Raw genomic sequence first — 21,255 nt, forward strand, 5'->3', positions numbered from 1 at the left:
AGTCAACATATCGTCAACTGGCACACCGCTTTCGCGAGCAAGCCCGCTCCCACATGAACCGCTTTCCACATTTGGAATTGCGGCGTTACCGGTAAAACACCCGATACCCCACCTGCCCCACCGCCTCATTGATCAACTGCCCGCTGCGCCACACCGATACAAACTCCGGCATCCAGCCGCCCAGTGGCCGCGCATTGTCTACGCCCAAAAAGCCCACCGGCCCCGGCACCACGGTAAAGCCAGCCTTCTCGAAGCTCCATACCGCACGCGGCATATGCCAGGCCTGTGTCACCACCACCACGCGCTTGATACCCTGCGGCAACAGGATCTCGGCGCTCATCTGCGCGTTTTCCCAGGTGGTGCGGCTGCGCTCTTCTTTCCAGCGCACCGTGACGCCAAAGTCATCCTGCATCGACACGGCCATCAACTCGGCCTCGCTGGGCGGCGTGCCGTAATGCAAGCCGCCACTGGTCAGCACTGGCAAGCCAGAGGCCTTGGCCAGTCGCGCGGCATAACGCTGGCGCTCAAGCCCTGTACCAGTGGGTTGATCGGAGCCCCACGCGGGGTCGCCGCGTTCGCGCCCGGAACCCAGCACCACAATCGCATCGGCGCGCTGGGCCAGGGTTGCCCATTCTTCGCGGGCCAACGGTGGCTCGGTTTCCAGGGCATGCGCGCCCCATTGCACCATCACTGGCAGGCTGATCAACCACAAACCGCCCAACCCCACGGCAAAGCAGCACCCGGCCAGGCGCGGGCGACTTTTACGCAACCACCAGGCAACCGCCAGCAGCAGCAAAAAAATGCCGGGCGGCAAAAGCAATTGTTTAATGAAATAACGAAAAGGCATCGGGCATCTCCAAAGATGCCCGAAGCCTAGATGCAGCGGGGTTCAGCGACAACCTTTACCAACCTGTTTCGAGACGACTCAAAGGAAAACGCGGTGCTCCACGTTTACCGTACGGCCCGACGTTTATCGGGACCGCGACCAGCAGACACATCTTTCAGCCAGATCACCTTGGCCGAACGCAAAGGCTCTTGGGCGGGCGGGGCAGCCCGTTCCTGAGAGGCACGGTGGTGATTCAACTCCAGGTAGCACTTGATCAATTCAAGCTCGGCCTGGCTCAAGCCTCGCAACTCCAGCTCCAGAGGCCGTTCATCACGCAATCGGCCTGCGGTTCTTGCGGCATCCAATGCCCGACCCAAACGGTCGATCAGTCCTTCATACAATTGCGGTTTCATTAAAGTTCGCTGCGATTCAACCATCCCCTCACCTCATTGAAGATAAGACTCACTCCCCAATAAACAGCGTAGTCCCCGTGGCTGCGCCTGCCTGGCGCCGCGACAGACGGCCCTCGCCGCGCAATCAGGGTTTCCCTCGATAGAGTGGGGTCATGTATGCTACGGCGCTTCCTGTAACTCCACTTCCCGCAGGGTTTGGGCACGGACGCGCCGCTTTTTGGTGTCGATCAACCTGAATGTTGTACCGAAGAGGATTAGGCCACCCCTATTCAGTTCAAAAGTAGCCATGCACGAACAATATCAGCCCCGTGAAATAGAAAATGCCGCCCAAACCTTCTGGGACGAGCAAAAGTCCTTTGAAGTCAGTGAACAGCCAGGCAAGGAGACTTACTACTGCCTATCGATGTTCCCTTACCCCAGCGGCAAGCTACACATGGGGCACGTGCGTAACTACACCATCGGCGACGTGATTTCCCGCTACCAGCGCATGCTCGGCAAAAATGTCCTGCAACCTATGGGTTGGGACGCCTTCGGCATGCCGGCGGAAAACGCCGCGATGAAAAACAACGTGGCGCCCGCCAAGTGGACCTACGAAAACATCGCCTACATGAAGACCCAGCTGCGCAGCCTGGGCCTGGCGGTGGACTGGTCCCGTGAAGTGACCACCTGCAAGCCCGATTACTACCGGTGGGAACAGTGGCTGTTCACGCGCCTGTTCGAAAAAGGCGTGATCTACCGTAAAAACGGCACCGTGAACTGGGACCCGATTGACCAGACCGTACTGGCCAACGAGCAGGTGATCGACGGTCGCGGCTGGCGTTCCGGCGCGGTGATCGAAAAGCGCCAGATCCCGATGTACTACTTCAAGATCACGGCCTACGCCGATGAACTCTTGTCGAGCCTCGACGACATGCCGGGCTGGCCTGAACAGGTCAAGACCATGCAGCGCAACTGGATCGGCAAATCCAAAGGCATGGAAGTGCAGTTCCCGTACAACGTCGATTCGATCGGCGAAGCCGGCGCACTCAAAGTCTTCACCACCCGCCCCGATACCCTGATGGGCGCGACTTACGTCGCCGTGGCCGCCGAGCACGCGCTGGCTACCCAGGCCGCACAGAACAACCCTGAGCTGCAAGCGTTCATCGCCGAATGCAAAGGCGGCAGCGTGGCCGAAGCCGACGTTGCTACCCAAGAGAAAAAAGGCCTGCCAACCGGCCTGTTTGTCGAGCACCCACTGACCGGCGAAAAACTGCCGGTATGGGTCGCCAACTACGTGCTGATGCACTACGGCGATGGCGCAGTAATGGCTGTGCCGGCCCATGACGAGCGCGATTTCGAGTTCGCCACCAAGTACAGCCTGCCGATCAAATCGGTCGTGCGTACCAGCTCGGGCGATACCAACCCGGCCCCGTGGCAAGACGCCTACGGCGAGCACGGCGAACTGATCAACTCCGGTGAGTTCGACGGCCTGGACTTCCAGGGTGCCTTCGACGCCATCGAAGTTGCCTTGATCAAGAAAAACCTCGGTGCCTCGCGCACTCAGTTCCGCCTGCGCGACTGGGGCATCAGCCGCCAGCGCTACTGGGGCTGCCCGATCCCGATCATCCACTGCGAAACCTGCGGTGACGTGCCGGTGCCGGAAGACCAATTGCCGGTGGTGCTGCCCGAAGACGTGGTGCCGGATGGCGCCGGTTCGCCATTGGCGCGCATGCCCGAGTTCTACGAGTGCACGTGCCCTAAATGCGGCGCGCCTGCCAAGCGTGAAACCGACACCATGGACACCTTCGTCGAGTCCTCGTGGTACTACGCCCGCTACGCGTCGCCACATTATGAAGGCGGCCTGGTAGAAAAATCCGCAGCCGACCACTGGTTGCCGGTGGATCAATACATCGGCGGCATCGAACACGCGATTCTTCACCTGCTTTATGCGCGCTTCTTCCACAAGCTGATGCGCGACGAAGGCCTGGTGAGCTCCGATGAGCCGTTCAAGAACCTGCTGACCCAAGGCATGGTGATCGCCGAGACTTACTATCGCCGCGAAGCCAATGGCGCCTACACCTGGTTCAACCCGGCGGACGTCGAGCTTGAGCGTGACAGCAAAGCCAAGGTGATCAGCGCCAAGCTGAAATCCGACGGCCTGCCGGTGGAAATCGGTGGCACCGAGAAAATGGCCAAGTCCAAGAACAACGGCGTCGACCCACAGTCGATGATCGATCAGTTCGGCGCCGACACTTGCCGTCTGTTCATGATGTTCGCCTCGCCGCCCGACATGAGCGCCGAATGGTCCGACTCCGGGGTTGAAGGCTCGCACCGCTTCCTCAAGCGCGTCTGGCGCCTGGCGCACGCCCATGTCAGCCTGGGCCTGCCCGGCAAGCTGGACGTGGCGTCGTTGAGCGATGAGCAAAAAGCCATTCGCCGCAGCACCCACCTGGCCATCCGCCAGGCCAGCCAGGACGTGGGCCAGAACCACAAGTTCAACACCGCCATCGCCCAGGTGATGACGCTGATGAACGTGCTGGAAAAAGCCCCGCAAGCCACCGAACAGGACCGCGCGCTGGTACAGGAAGGCCTGGAAGCCGTGGTGTTGCTGCTGGCACCCATCACGCCGCACATCAGCCATGAACTGTGGAGCCGCCTGGGCCACAGCGATGCGGTCATCGATGCCCGCTGGCCGGTGCAGGATGACAGCGCACTGGTACAAGACACATTGCAACTGGTTATCCAGGTTAACGGTAAACTGCGTGGCCAGATCGACATGCCGGCCAGCGCCAGCCGTGAAGACGTGGAAGCCGCAGCGCGCATCAACGAAAACGTGCTGCGCTTTACCGAAGGCCTGACGATCCGCAAAGTGATCGTAGTGCCGGGCAAACTGGTTAACATCGTCGCCAGCTAATCGGATCGGGCGCAGGGCTTGAGCCCTGCGCCGAACTAAACCTTTAAGGCCTCGATAAGGCCCACATGGTTTCAAGGGGAGCAACAAAATGATCAAACGCAATTTGCTGGTGATGGGCCTTGCTGTGCTGCTGAGCGCTTGCGGCTTCCAGCTGCGTGGCACCACCACCAATGAACTGAGCATCAAGGAACTGGACGTCAACGCGCGCAACGCTTACGGCGAGACCGTGACCCAGCTGCGCCAGACCCTGGAAAGCAGCGGTGTGCGCGTCGGCTCCGGCGCAACCTACAAACTGAACCTGGTGGACGAGAAAGAAACCCAGCGTAACCTCAGCTACGCCAGTGCCGGCCGTGCGTCGGACATTGAGCTGAACACCCTGGTCGTCTATGAACTGCAAGGCCGCGATCACCTGCCCCTGATGGGTGACAAGGTTGAAGTGCAGAAAGTCGTGAGCCACGACGGTAACAACCTGGTGGGCTCGGACTCGGAGATCATCCAGGTTCGCAAGGAAATGCGTCGTGAGCTGATCCAGCGCCTGATGATTCGTCTGCAACAGCTGACGCCAGAGAAACTGGCCGCCTTGCAACTGACCGCCGACAACAAGGCCAAGGCTGACGCCGACGCCCTGAAAGCTGCGCAGGAATACGAAGACAACACGCCGAAACAATCGCCTGCCGAAGTCCCTGTCGAGTAAGCCAGACGGGGCGCCCCTGGCGCCCCGTTTGCCCCGCCTATGAAACTTGCCCCCGCCCAACTCGCCAAACACCTGCAAGGTGGCCTCGCGCCTGTCTACATTGTCAGCGGTGATGACCCGCTGCTGTGCCAGGAAGCGGCAGACGCGATTCGCACCGCCGCACGCCAGCAAGGTTTCGATGAACGCCAGGTGTTCAGCGCCGACGCCAGTTTCGACTGGGGCACGCTGCTGCAAGCCGGTGCGAGCATGTCGTTGTTCGCCGAAAAACGCCTGCTGGAACTGCGCCTGCCTTCGGGCAAGCCGGGTGACAAAGGCGCGGCGGCGTTGATGGAATACTGCTCGCGACCGGCTGAGGACACGGTGCTGCTGATCAGCTTGCCCAAGCTCGATGGCAGCGCGCAGAAAAACAAGTGGGGCAAGGCGCTGGTAGAAGGCCTGCAAACCCAGTTCATCCAGATCTGGCCAGTGGACAGTAACCAGTTGCCGCAGTGGATACGTCAGCGCCTGTCCCAATCAGGGTTGTCGGCAACGCAAGATGCCGTCGAGCTGATCGCCGCCCGGGTCGAGGGCAACCTGCTTGCCGCCGCCCAGGAAATCGAAAAGCTCAAGCTGATGGCCGAGGACGGACAGATCACCGTCGAAACAGTCCAGGGCGCAGTCGCTGATAGCGCGCGCTTTGATGTGTTCGGCTTGGTGGATGCGATTCTCAACGGCGAACCCGCCCACGCCCTGCGCATGCTCGAAGGCTTGCGCGGCGAAGGCGTGGAACCCCCGGTGATTCTGTGGGCGCTGGCTCGAGAGCTGCGGGTGCTGGCCAATATTGCCCTGCAATACAGCCAAGGCACGCCGCTGGACAAATGCTTCAGCCAGGCCAGGCCGCCGGTGTGGGACAAGCGCAAACCCCTGATGAGCAAAGCCCTGCAACGCCACTCGGCGCAACGCTGGGCGCAGCTGTTGCTGGAAGCGCAGCGCATCGACGCGCAGATCAAAGGCCAGGCGGCCGGTTCGCCGTGGATGAGCCTGAGCCGTTTGTCACTGTTGATGTCCGGCCAACGCCTGACACTCCCCGCCGAATAACCCCCTCTCTCGTAATCACCACAGTCCCAATGTGGGAGCGGGCTTGCTCGCGAATGCGGTGTATCAGTCAACAAACTCAGTGACTGACACAACCCATTCGCGAGCAAGCCCGCTCCCACATTTAGATCCCGTTTACACTTCTTGAAACTCGCTGGGCTTTACAGCCGAGCCACTTCGGCAGATGATTTGCAGCGCTGCAACCCACCTCAAGCCCCCACCTTAAGAGAGTACCGACCATGAGCAAAAAGCCATCCAAGCATGGCCCCAACAAGGCCAAATCCATCATCGCCCAGCCACTGTTCCGCAGCCGTCAGGAACGCGCCGGCAAGGGCAAAGGCAGCTACCGCCGCGAAGCCTTCCAGTCTAATAGCTGGGAGGCTTCTTACTTTCTGGCTGCCTGAAGGCAAGTGCCCCTCCGGCATGATAAGGTCGGTACTTGATTTGTAATCCCTGGACCTGTGCATGCCCTCTAGCCTTTCCCGTCGTTGGCACCTTCGCCAACTGATCGCTGCCTCCAGCCTCATTCTGCTTGTCGCCTGCGCCGAGAAACCCACCGCCGCGGACGCGCAACCCCTGCCAAAACTCCAGACTGTGCCGGCCGTCGCGCCTGCCGTGGTCCCCCCTTTGGCCGTGGACAATCTTGATATCCAACCGACCCAGACTTTTGCCGAATGGCAGGCTGGCTTTCGTGCGCAAGCCTTAAACGCAGGCATTACGCCCGCCGTTTTTGATACCGCCTTTGCCGGCGTGACACCCGACATGGCGGTGATTCGTGCTGACCGCAGCCAGCCGGAGTTTTCCCGCCCAGTATGGGAATACCTCGACGGCGCCCTGTCGCCGGTACGCGTGCGTAATGGCCAAGCGTTGCTGATCAAATACGCCGATATCCTGCAGCGCATCGAAGAGCGTTATGGCGTTGATCGCCAGGCACTGGTTTCGGTGTGGGGCATGGAAAGCAACTTTGGCCAGTTCCAGGGCAATAATTCGGTGATCCGCTCCCTGGCAACCCTGGCCTATGAAGGCCGCCGCCCGGCATTCGCCCAGGCGCAACTGCTGGCGGCGCTGCAGATCATCCAGCATGGCGATATCTCTGCCGACCAGATGAAAGGCTCGTGGGCCGGGGCCATGGGCCAGACCCAGTTCATCCCGACCACCTACAACACCCACGCCGTGGATTTCGATGGCGACGGTCGCCGCGATATCTGGAACAGCCCGGGCGACGCCCTGGCCTCCACTGCGCACTACCTGCAAAGCTCCGGCTGGCAACGCGGCCAGCCATGGGGCTTTGAGGTGAAACAACTGCCGGCTAACTTCGATTACGCCCTGGCCGACGGCGGCATACGCAAGACCGTTGGCGAGTGGATGAACCTCGGCATCCAGCTGCCACCTGGCGCAAGCATGCCGCCGAACGTCGAGCACCTGTCCGCCGCCCTGCTGTTGCCGGCCGGCTACCGTGGGCCGGCTTTCCTGGTGCTGGATAACTTCCGCGCGATCCTCAAGTACAACAACTCATCGTCGTACGCGCTGGCCGTGGGCCTGCTGTCGGAGCGGTTTGGTGGCGGCGGAGTGATTCGTGGCGACTGGCCCAAGGATGAACTGCCGTTGAGTCGCTCACAGCGTATTGATTTGCAGACGGTGCTGAGTGCCAAGGGCTATGACGCGGGCAACCCGGACGGGATTATCGGCGCCAACACGCGCAAGGCGATTCGGGCGGCGCAGCAGTCGTTGGGTTGGCCTGCGGATGGGTTTGCGACGGTGAAGCTGCTGGAGTCGTTGCAGAGCCGCTGAGGACACGATCGTTCCCACGCTCTGCGTGGGAATGCCGCCTTGGACGCTCTGCGTCTGCTCTTGAGGGGGTGACGCGGAGCGTCACGGGATGCATTCCCACGCAGAGCGTGGGAACGATCGACGCTCAGGGCTTGAACACTACATCCTGCTCCAACACCAACTGCTGCTCCCCCGCATCCAGGCGCACCAGCGCGCCCATCGGCAGCGTCAGGTTCGGATCGCAGTGCCCGCTGCGCCAGCCGGACAGCACCGGAATGCACAGCGGCTCGAAGGTCTGCTTGAGCAGCCGCTCCAATGCCGCCTTGTCCACACCCGAGACATCCCCGACCAGCACGCCAGCCACTTGGGCCAGCTTGCCCGCCAGACGCAAGTGCGTGAGCAGCCGGTCAATTCGGTAGAGTGGCTCGTTGACGTCTTCGATAAACAGAATGATGCCTTCGGCGTCGATCTCAAACGCCGTGCCCATCACCGCTGCAATCATCGACAGGTTGCCGCCGAGCAAACGCCCGCAGGCGACACCCGGCTCAATCGTGGTCAGTGGGTAAGCAACCGGGTGTGCCAGCACGCTGCACTCGCTCAGCTGCCCGCGCAGCATGCTGAACAACGATGACTCGGTGGGCTGCTGTTTGTCACCGAGCAGGTCGGCGTTGAGCATCGGCCCGTGAAAGGTCACAAAACCTGCGTAGCGGTTGATGGCCAGGTGCAACGCGGTGATGTCGCTGTAGCCCACGAACGGCTTGGGGTTGGCTGCAATCAGGTCGAAATTGAGCTGATCCAGCAGGCGCGGTGTGCCGTAGCCGCCACGCAGGCAGAAGATGGCATCGATTTCGGGGTCGGCAAACGCGGCATGCAGGTCGCGCAGGCGCACTTCATCGCTGCCGGCCAGGTAGCCGTCGCGTTCATACACACCGGGGAATATGCGCAGCTCATGGCCACGGGCGCGCATCCACTGGCCGGCTTTCTCCACATCCAGTGCGGCAGGGCCGGCGGGGGCGATCAGGCCAATGACGCCTTCGGGGCGCAGGGCGGGTACAGCGGCAGTCATCCACGATTCTCCCTATATGACGCGGAACGAAATGTGGGAGCGGGCTTGCTCGCGAAGGCAGAGTGCCAGCCAACACATCAGTCGACTAAAACACCGCTTTCGCGAGCAAGCCCGCTCCCACATTGGATTGCGGCGTTGCGTAAATCTGTATCAGGAAACCAGGCTTGCCTTGACCAGCTTGGCTTGTTCATCAGCGTGGTACGAGGAACGTACCAGCGGGCCGGAGGCCACGTTCTTGAAGCCCATCTTGTAACCTTCCTCGGCGAACCAGGCGAAAGTATCCGGGTGCACAAAACGCTGCACCGGCAAGTGGCTGCGCGACGGTTGCAGGTACTGGCCCAGGGTCAGCATGTCGATGTCGTGTTCGCGCATGCGCTTCATGACTTCGATGACTTCTTCGTCGGTCTCGCCCAAGCCCAGCATCAGGCCGGATTTGGTCGGGATGTGCGGCATCATCTGCTTGAATTTTTGCAGCAGGGTCAGCGACCACTGGTAGTCCGAACCCGGACGCGCAGCCTTGTACAGGCGTGGCACGGTTTCCAGGTTGTGGTTGAACACATCCGGTGGCTCGGCTGCGGTGATTTCCAGCGCAACGTCCATGCGGCCACGGTAATCCGGCACCAGGGTTTCGAGCATCACGTTCGGCGACAGCTTGCGGATCTCGCGGATGCAGTCGGCAAAGTGCTGGGCACCGCCGTCGCGCAGGTCATCGCGGTCTACGGAAGTAATCACCACGTACTTGAGTTTCAGGTCGGCAATGGCAATCGCCAGGCTTTCCGGCTCATTGACGTCCAGTGGCTTCGGCCGGCCGTGGCCAACGTCGCAGAACGGGCAACGACGGGTGCAGATGTCACCCATGATCATGAAGGTGGCGGTGCCGCCGGAGAAGCATTCGCCCAGGTTCGGGCAGGAGGCTTCTTCGCACACGCTGTGCAGTTTGTGTTTGCGCAGCAGCGCCTTGATGCGGTCGACTTCCGGCGAAACCGGGATGCGCACGCGGATCCAGTCAGGCTTTTTCGGCAGTTCGGTGGTCGGGATGATTTTCACCGGGATGCGTGCAACCTTCTCGGCGCCGCGCAGCTTGACGCCGGCTTCGACCTTGGCACGCGGGGCCGGGGCCGGACGCTCGGTGATGTCCAGCGTCGGGATCATGGTTTGCACTGCATCAGTAGTCATAATCAGTCGATTCCGCCCGTAAGGGTCGTCTGCTCAGCATAGTCGAGGTGTTTGACGAGCTGCGCACGCAGCCGGGCACTTACCTCGGCAAATTTAATCGGTGTGGCGTGCTCGCTCAGTTGCGTCATCGCCAGCCCGGCGTAACCGCACGGGTTGATGCGCCGAAACGGCGCCAGGTCCATGTCCACATTCAGGGCCAGGCCATGAAAGGAACAACCGTGGCGAATGCGCAAACCGAGGGAGGCGATTTTCGCGCCGTCCACGTATACACCGGGTGCATCGGGCTTGGCCGCGGCGGTGACGCCGTAACTGGCCAACAGCTCGATCAGGCAAGCCTCCATGCGGCTCACCAGGTCACGCACGCCAAAACCCAGCTTGCGCACGTCCAGCAGCAAATAAGCCACCAGCTGACCAGGGCCATGGTAAGTCACTTGGCCACCTCGGTCGACCTGCACCACCGGAATATCACCCGGCAGCAGCAGGTGCTCAGCCTTGCCGGCCTGGCCCTGGGTGAAGACCGGCGGGTGCTCCACCAGCCAGATTTCATCCGGGGCCGAGGTGCCGCGCTCGTTGGTAAAGCGCTGCATGGCATGCCAGACCGGCTCGTAGGCCATCTGGCCGAGCTCGCGAAAGCCCAAAACCTGTGACATCACAACACCATGTGTACGAAGCCGGTGGCCCGCAGTTCACTATTGATGTCGTAGAGCTGGTCTTGACCGGTCGCAACGATGTGCAACTGGATCGTGGTGTATTTACCGTTGGAGCTCAAACGCTCGTCCACCCGGTTGTCGTTGATCGTCGCGTGTTTACGCACAATCTCGAGAATCTTGTCTTTGTTGCCTACACCGGTATCGCTGATCACCTTGACGGGATAGTCCACGTTGGGGAATTCGATCTTTGGCGCCTTTACTTCTACTTCTACTTCTTTATCGGTCATGGCAGAACAGCCTCGTAAGCGCTAAGCCGTGGCGACGGGCAAAGCCCCACGCTGGATCAACGCGGGGCTTTGCAGGTGCGCACAATCAGTTGAACAAGCCGTAGAAGAATAGACGGATGCTATCCCACACGCGGCGGAAGATACCACCTTCGTCAACGGCGTCCAGTGCGATCAGGTCGGCGCTGTGCACCACCTTGTCATCGAGCTTCACTTCGACTTTACCGATCACGTCACCCTTGGCGATTGGAGCAACCAATTGCGGGTTCATGGTCATGCTGGCAGCGAGCTTTTTCAGCTGGCCTTTAGGCATGGTCAGGGTCAGGTCATCGGCCAGGCCGGCCTTGACTTGATGGGTCGCGCCTTTCCATACCGGGGCTTGAGCCAGCTCAGCGCCCTTCTGGTAGAAGGTCTGGGTTTCGAAGAAGCGGAAGCCGTAAGTCAGCAGCTTTTGCGTCTCGGCCGCACGGGCCTGCTCGCTGTTAGTGCCGAATACCACGGCGATCAGGCGCTGGCCGTCACGTACAGCGGACGACACCATGCAGTAGCCGGCTTCTTCGGTGTGGCCGGTTTTCAGACCGTCGACGGTCTTGTCACGCCACAGCAGCAGGTTGCGGTTAGGCTGCTTGATGTTGTTCCAGAAGAATTCCTTCTGGGAGTAGATCGCGTAGTGCACCGGGTCGACACGGATGATGGCGCGAGCCAGCAAGGCCATGTCATGAGCCGACGAGTAGTGCTCCGGGTTCGGCAGGCCGGTCGGGTTCATGAAGTGGCTGTTGGACATGCCCAGGTCGCCGGCAGTCTTGTTCATCAGGTCGGCGAACGCGTCTTCGCTGCCGGCGATGTGCTCGGACAGGGCCACGCTGGCGTCGTTACCGGACTGGATGATGATGCCGTGCAGCAGGTCGCTCACAGTGACTTGCGAACCGACCTTGATGAACATCCGCGAACCGCCGGTGCGCCACGCGTTTTCGCTGACGGTAACCGGGTCATTTTCGCCGATCTGGCCGCGACGGATTTCCAGGGTCGCGATGTAGGCCGTCATCAGTTTGGTCAGGCTGGCCGGGGGCAGGCGCTGGTCACCGTTGTTCTCGACCAGCACGTTGCCGCTGGCGGCATCCATGAGGACCCAGGCCTTGGCGGCCAGTTGCGGGGAAGCTGGCACCATTTCAACCGCCCAGGCGGCCGGGGTGATGATCAGCGAAAGAAGCAGGCACGTGCGTTTGGCTAAGGTGGTGATGTTCATCCGTCTCTCGAAATTGCTTATGGAAACTTGCCCTCGCGGGCAAAACTATTCAGACAGCCCGCTGCCAGACTGTCGCGTGTTCGGTTGCCCGCTCACCCCTTGCCCCTGGGTTTTTATTGTTCACGAGCCAACAACCTGGGTTCAGGCGAACCTGAACCATCAATCCTTTTACTTATTCAGCCGTGACCACGCTGGGTTGCCCCAGGTTGGCCAGGCGCACACTGTTCTGTACTTGCGCCACTTCACTTGGCGAACCAATCGGTCCCATGCGCACACGGTGCAGGGTTTGCTGGTTACGCACGATGGAGCTGATAAATACGGGCGCGCTGACCATGCCGCTGAGCTTGGACCTTAACAGTTCTGCCGCATCCGGGTTGGCGAAAGCGCCGACCTGCAGGTACTGGCCACCGACTGTAGATGCGCCTGGCGCTGCATGCGGCACCACCACCGTATCCGGTGCGTGCTGCGCCGGTGGTGGCGTCCACTGCTCGATCTTGCCGGTCGAGGCGGTCACTTGCGGTTGCGGGGTTTGCGGCTCGTTGAGCATCAAGGGTGCCGGTTTGCCACGCTGAGCCCAGTACTGCGCGGGGTCGATACCTTCGACTTTCACGCGCGCGGTGCCGGTTTCGGCATAACCGAGTTTCTTCGCGGCGGCGTAGGACAAGTCGATGATCCGGTCCGAATAGAACGGCCCACGGTCGTTGACCCGCAGGATCACCGTGCGGTTGTTGTCCAGGTTGGTCACGCGTACATAACTGGGCAGCGGCAAGGTCTTGTGGGCCGCGCTCATGCCGTACAGGTCATACACTTCGCCGTTGGCGGTGTTCTGGCCATGGAACTTGGTGCCATACCAGGACGCCGTGCCTGTTTGCGAGTAGGTCCTGGATTCCTGCAGCGGGAAGTAATTCTTGCCCAGCACGGTATACGGGTTGGCTTTGTAAGGCCCGGTGTGCAGGGTCGGCGTGGCGTCCGGGATCTTCGATACGTCGACATCCCACCACGGCGCGCCGTCTTTGTGCGCGCGGTTGATGTCCAGGCCCGGCTGGGCGCGGACGATAGCACCACCCTTCTGCGCCGGGGCGCGAGTTGGGGTGGAGGAGCAACTGACAACCAGCAAGGACAACGCGGCGAACGCCACCAGCTTGAGCGGTTTTTGGAACGGCGATACCCGCATTACTTGTTGCCCCGTGCTTGGACCAGCATGTCTGACAGCTGATGCACGGCCATGGCGTACATCACACTGCGGTTATAACGCGTGATTGCGTAAAAATTCTTCAGGCCCATCCAGTATTCCGGGCCGTTTGCGCCTTCCAGGCGGAACGCCGTCACCGGCATATCATCGCGTGGCGCATTCTGACTCGACCAGCCCAGCGCTCGCAACTCCCCGACGGTCTTGACCGGCTCGATTCCCTGGGTCAAACCTTCGTCGGCGCGATCGCCCGTGACATCAGCGCGGATCACCACCGGTTCGCCGGCCACCCAGCCATGGCGCTTGAAGTAGCTGGCCACGCTGCCGATGGCATCGTCCGGGTTGCTCCAGATATTGATGTGGCCGTCGCCGTCGAAATCCACCGCGTATGCCCGGAAACTGCTCGGCATAAACTGCGGCAGCCCCATCGCACCGGCGTAGGAGCCCTTGAGGGTCAACGGGTCGACCTGTTCTTCGCGGGCCAGCAGCAGGAATTCACGCAGCTCCTTGCGGAAAAACTCGGCACGCGGTGGGTAATCGAAGCCCAGGGTCGACAAGGCGTCGATCACCCGGTAGCTGCCGGTGTTGCGCCCGTAAAAGGTTTCGATGCCGATGATGGCGACGATCACCTGGGCCGGCACGCCGTATTCCTGCTCGGCGCGCGCCAGCACCGCTTCGTGCTGACGCCAGAAGTCCACGCCCCGCGCCACACGGGCGTCGGTGAGGAACATCGGGCGGTAGTCTTTCCACTGTTTGACGCGCTCGGCGGGACGCGAGATCGCGTCGAGGATCGCCTGCTTGCGCTGGGCTTCACGGAACACGCCCATCAGTTGTTCACCGGCGAAACCGTAGTCGCGGGTCATTTCACCGACAAATTCGGCGACCTGGGGTGAACCATCGTAGTCACCGGCCTGCACCTCTTGCGTCGCGCCCAGCAGCCCAATCAGGCCCATCCAGGACGCGTGCCGAGTGGCCCAGCCGCGCATTACTTGCATTGACATCTTCACCTTATTCAAACCTGCGCGATCCACTTGCGATGCGTGTGAATCGACATCAAAACCCCAAACGCTGACATCAATGTCACCAGCGAAGTTCCGCCGTAGCTAATGAACGGCAACGGCACCCCAACCACCGGCAACAGGCCACTGACCATACCGATGTTGACGAAAACGTAAACAAAAAAAGTCATGGTCAGGCTGCCGGCGAGCAATTTGCCGAACAACGTCTGCGCCTGGGCGGTAATCACCAGGCCGCGACCAATCAACAACACATAGATCAACAACAGGGCGCAAATGCCCACCAGGCCGAACTCTTCGCCCAATACCGCAATAATGAAGTCGGTGTGGCTCTCGGGCAAAAAGTCAAGATGCGACTGCGTGCCCAGCAACCAGCCCTTACCAAATACGCCACCGGAACCGATGGCCGCCTTGGACTGGATAATGTTCCAGCCAGTGCCCAGCGGGTCGCTTTCCGGGTCAAGGAAGGTCAGGATCCGCTGCTTCTGGTAGTCGTGCATAAAGAAGAACCACATCGCCACGGCCACCGGGATGGCGGCGGCCAGCACGCTGAGGATCCAGCGCCAGCGAAGGCCACCCATAAACAGCACGAACGCGCCGCCCGCGAGGATCAACAGCGAGGTGCCGAGGTCGGGCTGGCGCACGATCAGGATAAACGGCACGCCGATCAGGATCAGGCTCACCCCCACATGTTTGAGTTGCGGCGGCAAGGTGCGCTTGGACAGGTACCAGGCGATGGTCGCCGGCATCAGGATCTTGAGGAATTCCGAGGGCTGGAAGCGAATCACCCCGGGAATATTGATCCAGCGCGTCGCGCCCATGGCGTTGTGGCCCATGACGTCCACCACCACCAGCAGCAATACGCCGACGACATACCCCAAGGGCACCCAGCGCGCCATGAAGCGTGGTTCCAACTGGGCGATCACCACCATCGACAGCAGGCCCAGGCCGAACGACGACGCCTGCTTGATCAGCAAGTCCCAGTTCTTGCCGCTGGCCGAATACAGCACGAACAGGCTGCCGGCCGCCAAGGTCAGCAGCAGGATCAACAGCGGGCCATCAATGTGCATGCGTTGCAGCAACGTCGCACGGCGACGCATCACATCCTCGCTGGAGAGGATGCGGTCAAAATTACTCTTCACGGGCCGTAACCTCGGTGCTTGAAGGGGGGCCGCCATATTCGGATTTGAGCCGGCCGTCGTCGGCCAACAGCCAAGCGTCCATGATCTGACGCACCACCGGCGCCGCGACGCCGGAGCCGGACTCGCCATTCTCGACCATCACCGCCACCACGATTTTCGGGTCGTCGGCCGGCGCAAAGCCGACAAACAAGGCGTGGTCGCGGTGACGTTCCTGAACCTTGGAGCGGTCGTATTTCTCGCCCTGCTTGATCGCAACTACCTGGGCCGTACCGCTTTTGCCGGCAATGCGGTATTGCGCACCGGCTGCGGCCTTGCGCGCCGTGCCTCGGGCGCCGTGCATCACTTGCTGCATGCCGTGGTTGACCTTGGCCCAGTCGGACGGGTCACGCAGCACGATGTCGGGAATCGGGTTTTCATCCACAGGCTTCTGGCCTTCGATGGTCTTGGCCAGGTGCGGGCGGTTCCACACGCCTTTGTTGGCCACCAGCGCGGTGGCCTGGGCCAGTTGCAACGGCGTGGCCTGCATGTAGCCCTGGCCGATGCCGAGGATCAGGGTTTCGCCCGGGAACCATGCCTGGCGACGGGTTGCACGCTTCCACTCCCGCGATGGCATTAAGCCAGGGGATTCTTCGAACATATCCAGGGAGACTTTCTGACCGAGGCCGAACTTGCCCATATAGGCAGACAGCCGATCAATCCCCAGCTTGTGGGCCAGGTCATAAAAATAGGTGTCGTTGGAGCGCATGATCGCGGTGTCCAGGTCGACATAGCCGTCACCGGTGCGGTTCCAGTTACGGTATTTGTGATCGTAGTTGGGCAACATGTAGTAGCCGGGGTCGTACACGCGGCTGGAGGCCGTGACCACGCCCGAATCCAGGCCGGCAATCGCCACCGCCGGTTTTATCGTCGAACCCGGCGGATACAGCCCGCGCAGTACGCGGTTGAACAACGGCCGGTCGATGGAATCACGCAGTTCGGCGTAGGCCTTGAAGCTGATACCGGTCACAAACAGGTTCGGGTCGAAACTCGGCTGGCTGACCATCGCGAGCACTTCGCCAGTGGCCGGGTTGAGCGCCACCACGGCGCCACGACGACCGCCCAGGGCCATCTCCGCTGCTTCCTGCAACTTGATGTCCAGACTCAGCACAATGTCTTTGCCGGGGATTGGGTCGGTGCGCTTGAGCACGCGCAGCACGCGGCCACGGGCGTTGGTTTCGACTTCTTCGTAACCCACCTGGCCGTGCAACTCCGGCTCATAGAAACGCTCGATGCCGGTTTTGCCAATATGGTGGGTGCCGCTGTAATTCACCGGATCGAGGCTTTTAAGCTCTTTCTCGTTGATGCGCCCCATGTAGCCCACGGAGTGCGCAAAGTGCGCGCCTTGCGGGTAATGCCGCACCAATTGCGCCACCACCTCTACGCCCGGCAGGCGGAACTGGTTCACCGCAATGCGCGCGATCTGTTCTTCATTGAGCTCGAACAGGATCGGCACCGGCTCGAATGGCCGTCGCCCCTGCCTCATGCGTTTTTCGAAGATCACGCGGTCTTCCGGCGTCAGTTGCAACACTTCCACGATCACATCGAGGATCTGCTGCCAGTCGCCGGAACGCTCGCGGGTCATGCTCAGGCTGAAGCTGGGCCGGTTGTCCGCCACCACTACGCCATTGCGGTCGAAAATCAGCCCACGGGTCGGCGGGATCGGCTGCACATGCACCCGGTTGTTTTCCGACAAGGTGGAGTGATAGTCGTACTGGATCACCTGCAGGTAATACAGCCGCGCAATCAGCACCGCGATCAGACCCACCACCAAAAAAGCGCCAAACACCACGCGTGCGCGTACCAGACGTGCGTCTTTCTCGTGGTCCTTGATGCGGATCGGCTGGGTCATCGGCAATGGCGCAGATTATTTGTGGTAAGGGTGCCCGGACAGAACTGTCCAGGCGCGATACAGCTGTTCACCGATCAGAATCCTTACCAACGGGTGCGGCAACGTGAGTGCCGACAGCGACCAGCGCTGGTCCGCCCGCGCGCAGACTTCCGGCGCCAGCCCTTCGGGGCCGCCGACCATGAAGTTGACGGTACGCGAGTCCAGGCGCCAGCGGTCCAGTTCCACCGCCAACTGCTCGGTGCTCCAGGGCTTGCCGTGCACCTCGAGGGTGACGATGCGCTCGTTGGGGCCGACCTTGGCCAGCATGGCTTCGCCTTCCTGACGGATAAAGCGCGCCACGTCGGCATTCTTGCCCCGGGTGTTGAGCGGTATTTCCACCAGCTCCAGCGACAGCTCAGCGGGCAGACGCTTGGCATACTCGTGCCAGCCTTCTTCCACCCACTTGGGCATGCGTGAACCGACAGCGATCAGACGCAGGCGCACAGCCGTTCCTTATTCCTGGTCTTTGTTGAGCTTGTCGAAGTGCGCGTGGCCCACTTCCGGGCTGTGGTGTTTGCCATCCGCCGCACGGCTCTGCTCGGCGCCTTTCCACAGACGCTCCAGGTCGTAGAACTGACGGGCGTTGCTGGTCATCATGTGAACGATCACGTCGTCCATGTCCAGCAGTACCCAGTCGCTGTCGCCCTTGCCTTCTTCACCCAGCGGCTTGACGCCTTGAGCTTTGACGGCTTCGCGAACCTTGTCGAGCATCGCGCCGATCTGGCGGTTGGAGGTACCGGTAGCAATGATCATGAAGTCGGTGATGCTTTGCTTGTCGCGCACGTCCAGCACCTGGATGTCCTGGGCTTTAACGTCTTCCAGGGCCGCCACGGCGACTTTTACCAGCTCTTCGCCAGCCAGCTCAGGGCCGGTGTGCGCTTCTACTGGCAGCGGGGCGCTTTTGAAAGTGCCTTTACGCTTAACTTTGCTTACGTCTTTGTTCGTCATATAAAACTCGTTTTGCTCGTATGTTCGGGCGCTCGCTGCACGAATGTTCGTGCGATCAAGCGCGCCTTTTCAGTTCGACGCACGGTAAAGCCCGTGCGCATCGATGTAGGCCAGGACCGCGTCAGGCACCAGGAAACGTACCGACTTCCCGCTGGCCAGCAGTTGACGGATCTGGGTGGCGGACACCGCAAGCGGGGTCTGCCAGACGAATGCAATATTCCCGTTCGGCCCGGTCAGGGCCAAGGGGTCACTTACCGACCGCGCGGCCAGCAGGTTGCGCAAGGCATCCGGCGGTTCGCTGTCGGCATCCGGGCGTTGCAAAACCAGGATGTGGCAATGCTGGAGGAGTTCCTCCCAGCGATGCCAAGAGGGCAGGCCGCAAAATGCGTCCCAGCCCAAAAGCAGAAACAACTGGTCATCTGCGGCCAACTCGGCGCGCATCAGTTCCAGGGTGTCGACAGTGTAGGACGGTTTATCGCGTTTGAGTTCGCGGTCGTCCACCACCAGCGGCGGTATACCTTCTACAGCCAGGCGCACCATTTCCAGGCGTTGCTGCGCAGACACCTGCGGCATATCGCGATGGGGCGGGCGCGCATTGGGCATCACGCGCAACTCATCCAGCGCGAGGGCATCCGCGACTTCCAGGGCACTGCGCAAATGGCCGATGTGCACGGGGTCGAAGGTGCCGCCGAGCAGCCCGATGCGTTTACCCATCAAGTGCGCACATGACCATCGCCGAACACCACGTACTTCTCGCTGGTCAGGCCTTCCAGGCCAACCGGGCCGCGTGCGTGGAGCTTGTCGGTGGAAATGCCGATCTCCGCCCCCAGGCCATACTCGAAGCCATCGGCAAAACGCGTTGAGGCGTTGATCATCACCGAGGCGGAATCCACTTCGGTGAGGAAACGCCGGGCATCGCTGAAATGCTCGGAAACAATAGCGTCGGTGTGCTTGGAGCCGTACTTATTGATGTGTTCGATGGCCTGGTCCAGGTCGTCGACGATGCGGATCGACAGGATCGGCGCCGTGTACTCGGTGTACCAGTCTTCTTCAGTCGCTTCGATCACGTCCGCGCCCAGCAGCGCACGGGTGCGTTCGCAGCCACGCAGTTCCACGCCCTTGTCACGGTAGATGGCAGCCAGCGGCGGCAGCACGCGCGCGGCAATGCCGGCGTGTACCAGCAGGGTTTCCATGGTGTTGCACGGGGCGTAGCGGTGGGTCTTGGCGTTGTCGGCGATGCGGATCGCCTTGTCGAGGTCGGCCGCGATGTCGATGTACACATGGCACACGCCGTCCAGGTGCTTGATGACCGGCACCTTGGCATCACGGCTGACGCGTTCGATCAGGCTCTTGCCACCACGCGGCACGATCACGTCGACGAATTCCGGCATGGTGATCAACGCGCCCACGGCGGCGCGGTCGGTGGTTTCCACCACCTGCACCACTTCAGCCGGCAACTCGGCCACGGCCAGGCCTTGCTGGATGCACACAGCAATGGCGCGGTTGGAATGAATGGCCTCGGAACCGCCACGCAGGATGGTGGCGTTGCCCGACTTGAGGCACAGGCTCGCGGCGTCGATGGTCACGTTCGGGCGCGACTCATAGATGATGCCGATCACGCCCAGGGGCACGCGCATCTTGCCCACCTGAATGCCGGACGGCAGGTAGCGCATATCGCGGATTTCACCGATGGGGTCAGGCAGCTTGGCCACCTGACGCAGGCCTTCGATCATGTCGTCGATACGTGCCGGGGTCAGCGCCAGGCGGTCCAGCAGGGCCGGTTCCAGGCCATTGGCACGGCCGTTGGCCAGGTCCAGTTCGTTGGCGGCGGCCAACTCGGAGCGCGAAGCATCCAGAGCATCGGCGGCAGCCAGCAGGGCACGGTTCTTCTGCGCAGTGCTCGCACGGGCGATCAACCGCGAGGCCTGCCGGGCAGCGCGACCCAGGCGGGTCATGTAGTCAAGAACGGACTCAGTCATGGTCAGGGAGTCTTGGCAAAGAGGAAAGCGGCAGATTATAGCTGTGACGCCGCCCGACTGACAGCGGTGAGGGGCGGATGGTCGAAATGAACTGTAAAAACTTGGGGTTCAGCGGTAATTAAGGTGGGAGTTGTTATTATTCGGTCACATTTAGCCGTATTAACCCTTACCACCATGTCCAGTTTTGCCCCCCAACTGCCCGCCAGCGCCCTGCCCGACAGCTTCTTCGACCGTGACGCGCAACTACTTGCGCGCGAATTGCTCGGCAAAGTCATCCGCCACCGCGTCGGTGAAACCTGGCTTTCGGCGCGAATTATCGAAACCGAAGCCTATTACGTGGCCGAAAAAGGCAGCCATGCCTCACTCGGTTACACAGAAAAGCGTAAGGCTTTGTTTCTGGATGGTGGGCACATCTACATGTACTACGCCCGTGGCGGCGATTCACTGAACTTCAGCGCTCACGGCCCCGGCAATGCGGTGCTGATCAAATCGGCTTATCCGTGGGTCGATGAGGTGTCCGGCCCGGCGAGTCTGGCGCAGATGCTGCTCAACAACCCGGACGCCAATGGCCACCCACGCCCATCGCAAAAACTCTGCGCCGGCCAAACGCTGCTGTGCAAAGCCCTGGGCCTGAAAGTGCCGATGTGGGACGCCAAGCGCTTCGACCAGGAACTGCTGTTTGTTGAAGACGTGGGCCAAACCCCGACGCAGATCATCCAGACCACCCGCCTGGGCATCCCCAGTGGGCGCGATGAACACCTGATGTACCGCTTTGTGGATGCGGGTTATGCGCCGTATTGCACCCGGAACCCGCTGCGCCGGGGCCAGGTCGAAGGCCGTGATTATTTTTTGATTTGACTGAGAACATCAAGACCGGCAGCGCTGCAGATCCAATGTGGGAGCGGGCTTGCTCGCGAATGCGGTGTATCAGTGAAGGAACCGTAGCTGACACACCGCATTCG

The 21,255-nt window shown here is 61.2% G+C and carries 21 protein-coding genes; 6 read left to right on the forward strand and 15 right to left on the reverse strand.

What is annotated here, in order from left to right; translation table 11 throughout:
- Positions 1-85: 85 nt before the first annotated feature.
- Both ACTD9P_RS25130 and ACTD9P_RS25135 read right to left on the reverse strand, forming a co-directional pair.
- Positions 86-847, reverse strand: coding sequence for a YdcF family protein (locus ACTD9P_RS25130; protein ID WP_438869809.1), 762 nt, complete (start codon positions 845-847; stop codon positions 86-88).
- A gap of 104 nt (positions 848-951) precedes the next feature.
- The gene (locus ACTD9P_RS25135) at positions 952-1,263 is read right to left on the reverse strand and encodes a hypothetical protein (RefSeq protein WP_138813700.1); all 312 of its coding nucleotides are present in this window, start codon (positions 1,261-1,263) and stop codon (positions 952-954) included.
- Between the two features lie 262 nt (positions 1,264-1,525).
- Between ACTD9P_RS25135 and leuS the strand changes: the two genes are divergently transcribed.
- The 5 genes from leuS to ACTD9P_RS25160 all read left to right on the forward strand — a co-directional run bounded on the left by leuS (position 1,526) and on the right by ACTD9P_RS25160 (position 7,691).
- Positions 1,526-4,132, forward strand: a complete 2,607-nt coding sequence (gene leuS, locus ACTD9P_RS25140; RefSeq protein ID WP_438869810.1) for a leucine--tRNA ligase — start codon at positions 1,526-1,528, stop codon at positions 4,130-4,132.
- Positions 4,133-4,220: 88 nt separating this feature from the next.
- Entirely contained in the window at positions 4,221-4,826 is a 606-nt protein-coding gene (locus tag ACTD9P_RS25145; RefSeq protein ID WP_200431413.1) for an LPS-assembly lipoprotein LptE, read from the forward strand.
- Positions 4,827-4,865: 39 nt separating this feature from the next.
- Positions 4,866-5,903, forward strand: coding sequence for a DNA polymerase III subunit delta (holA, locus tag ACTD9P_RS25150; protein ID WP_438869811.1), 1,038 nt, complete (start codon positions 4,866-4,868; stop codon positions 5,901-5,903).
- 236 nt (positions 5,904-6,139) lie between these two features.
- The gene (arfA, locus tag ACTD9P_RS25155) at positions 6,140-6,304 is read left to right on the forward strand and encodes an alternative ribosome rescue factor ArfA (protein ID WP_003176285.1); all 165 of its coding nucleotides are present in this window, start codon (positions 6,140-6,142) and stop codon (positions 6,302-6,304) included.
- 61 nt (positions 6,305-6,365) lie between these two features.
- On the forward strand, positions 6,366-7,691 hold the full coding sequence (locus tag ACTD9P_RS25160; protein ID WP_438869813.1) for a lytic murein transglycosylase: 1,326 nt from the start codon (positions 6,366-6,368) through the stop codon (positions 7,689-7,691).
- Between the two features lie 124 nt (positions 7,692-7,815).
- Here the strand turns inward: ACTD9P_RS25160 and ACTD9P_RS25165 are convergent, their stop codons facing one another.
- The 13 genes from ACTD9P_RS25165 to ACTD9P_RS25225 all read right to left on the reverse strand — a co-directional run bounded on the left by ACTD9P_RS25165 (position 7,816) and on the right by ACTD9P_RS25225 (position 20,293).
- The gene (locus ACTD9P_RS25165) at positions 7,816-8,736 is read right to left on the reverse strand and encodes a S66 peptidase family protein (RefSeq protein ID WP_438869814.1); all 921 of its coding nucleotides are present in this window, start codon (positions 8,734-8,736) and stop codon (positions 7,816-7,818) included.
- A gap of 150 nt (positions 8,737-8,886) precedes the next feature.
- Entirely contained in the window at positions 8,887-9,888 is a 1,002-nt protein-coding gene (gene lipA / locus ACTD9P_RS25170) for a lipoyl synthase (protein ID WP_057444888.1), read from the reverse strand.
- Positions 9,889-9,914: 26 nt separating this feature from the next.
- Entirely contained in the window at positions 9,915-10,562 is a 648-nt protein-coding gene (lipB, locus tag ACTD9P_RS25175) for a lipoyl(octanoyl) transferase LipB (RefSeq protein ID WP_438869815.1), read from the reverse strand.
- Positions 10,562-10,849 carry a DUF493 domain-containing protein gene (locus ACTD9P_RS25180; protein WP_438869816.1) on the reverse strand — a complete coding sequence of 96 codons (288 nt, stop codon included), beginning with the start codon at positions 10,847-10,849 and terminating at the stop codon, positions 10,562-10,564. Before ACTD9P_RS25180 ends, lipB begins: the two co-directional genes overlap by 1 nt.
- A gap of 85 nt (positions 10,850-10,934) precedes the next feature.
- Positions 10,935-12,092, reverse strand: coding sequence for a D-alanyl-D-alanine carboxypeptidase family protein (locus tag ACTD9P_RS25185; protein WP_200432115.1), 1,158 nt, complete (start codon positions 12,090-12,092; stop codon positions 10,935-10,937).
- A 172-nt stretch (positions 12,093-12,264) separates the two neighbouring features.
- Positions 12,265-13,266: a septal ring lytic transglycosylase RlpA family protein gene (locus ACTD9P_RS25190; RefSeq protein ID WP_438869817.1), complete on the reverse strand. Its 1,002-nt coding sequence runs from the start codon at positions 13,264-13,266 to the stop codon at positions 12,265-12,267.
- On the reverse strand, positions 13,266-14,276 hold the full coding sequence (gene mltB, locus ACTD9P_RS25195; protein WP_138813693.1) for a lytic murein transglycosylase B: 1,011 nt from the start codon (positions 14,274-14,276) through the stop codon (positions 13,266-13,268). The genes ACTD9P_RS25190 and mltB overlap by 1 nt, the downstream gene beginning before the upstream one ends.
- A gap of 17 nt (positions 14,277-14,293) precedes the next feature.
- A complete protein-coding gene (rodA, locus tag ACTD9P_RS25200) occupies positions 14,294-15,397 on the reverse strand; it encodes a rod shape-determining protein RodA (protein WP_065911239.1) in 1,104 nt (367 codons plus the stop codon).
- A 31-nt stretch (positions 15,398-15,428) separates the two neighbouring features.
- On the reverse strand, positions 15,429-17,327 hold the full coding sequence (gene mrdA / locus ACTD9P_RS25205; protein ID WP_438869818.1) for a penicillin-binding protein 2: 1,899 nt from the start codon (positions 17,325-17,327) through the stop codon (positions 15,429-15,431).
- A 15-nt stretch (positions 17,328-17,342) separates the two neighbouring features.
- Entirely contained in the window at positions 17,343-17,810 is a 468-nt protein-coding gene (gene rlmH / locus ACTD9P_RS25210; protein WP_003176297.1) for a 23S rRNA (pseudouridine(1915)-N(3))-methyltransferase RlmH, read from the reverse strand.
- Between the two features lie 9 nt (positions 17,811-17,819).
- Positions 17,820-18,314 carry a ribosome silencing factor gene (gene rsfS, locus ACTD9P_RS25215; protein WP_003215432.1) on the reverse strand — a complete coding sequence of 165 codons (495 nt, stop codon included), beginning with the start codon at positions 18,312-18,314 and terminating at the stop codon, positions 17,820-17,822.
- 69 nt (positions 18,315-18,383) lie between these two features.
- On the reverse strand, positions 18,384-19,028 hold the full coding sequence (gene nadD / locus ACTD9P_RS25220; RefSeq protein WP_017136048.1) for a nicotinate-nucleotide adenylyltransferase: 645 nt from the start codon (positions 19,026-19,028) through the stop codon (positions 18,384-18,386).
- A complete protein-coding gene (locus ACTD9P_RS25225; protein WP_438869820.1) occupies positions 19,028-20,293 on the reverse strand; it encodes a glutamate-5-semialdehyde dehydrogenase in 1,266 nt (421 codons plus the stop codon). The genes nadD and ACTD9P_RS25225 overlap by 1 nt, the downstream gene beginning before the upstream one ends.
- A 174-nt stretch (positions 20,294-20,467) precedes the next feature.
- Between ACTD9P_RS25225 and ACTD9P_RS25230 the strand changes: the two genes are divergently transcribed.
- Positions 20,468-21,151 (forward strand): DNA-3-methyladenine glycosylase, encoded by a 684-nt coding sequence (locus ACTD9P_RS25230; RefSeq protein ID WP_219269416.1) that lies wholly within the window; start codon positions 20,468-20,470, stop codon positions 21,149-21,151.
- Positions 21,152-21,255: the final 104 nt, after the last annotated feature.

It is taken from the genome of Pseudomonas onubensis (genome assembly GCF_965653655.1).
GTDB lineage: Bacteria > Pseudomonadota > Gammaproteobacteria > Pseudomonadales > Pseudomonadaceae > Aquipseudomonas.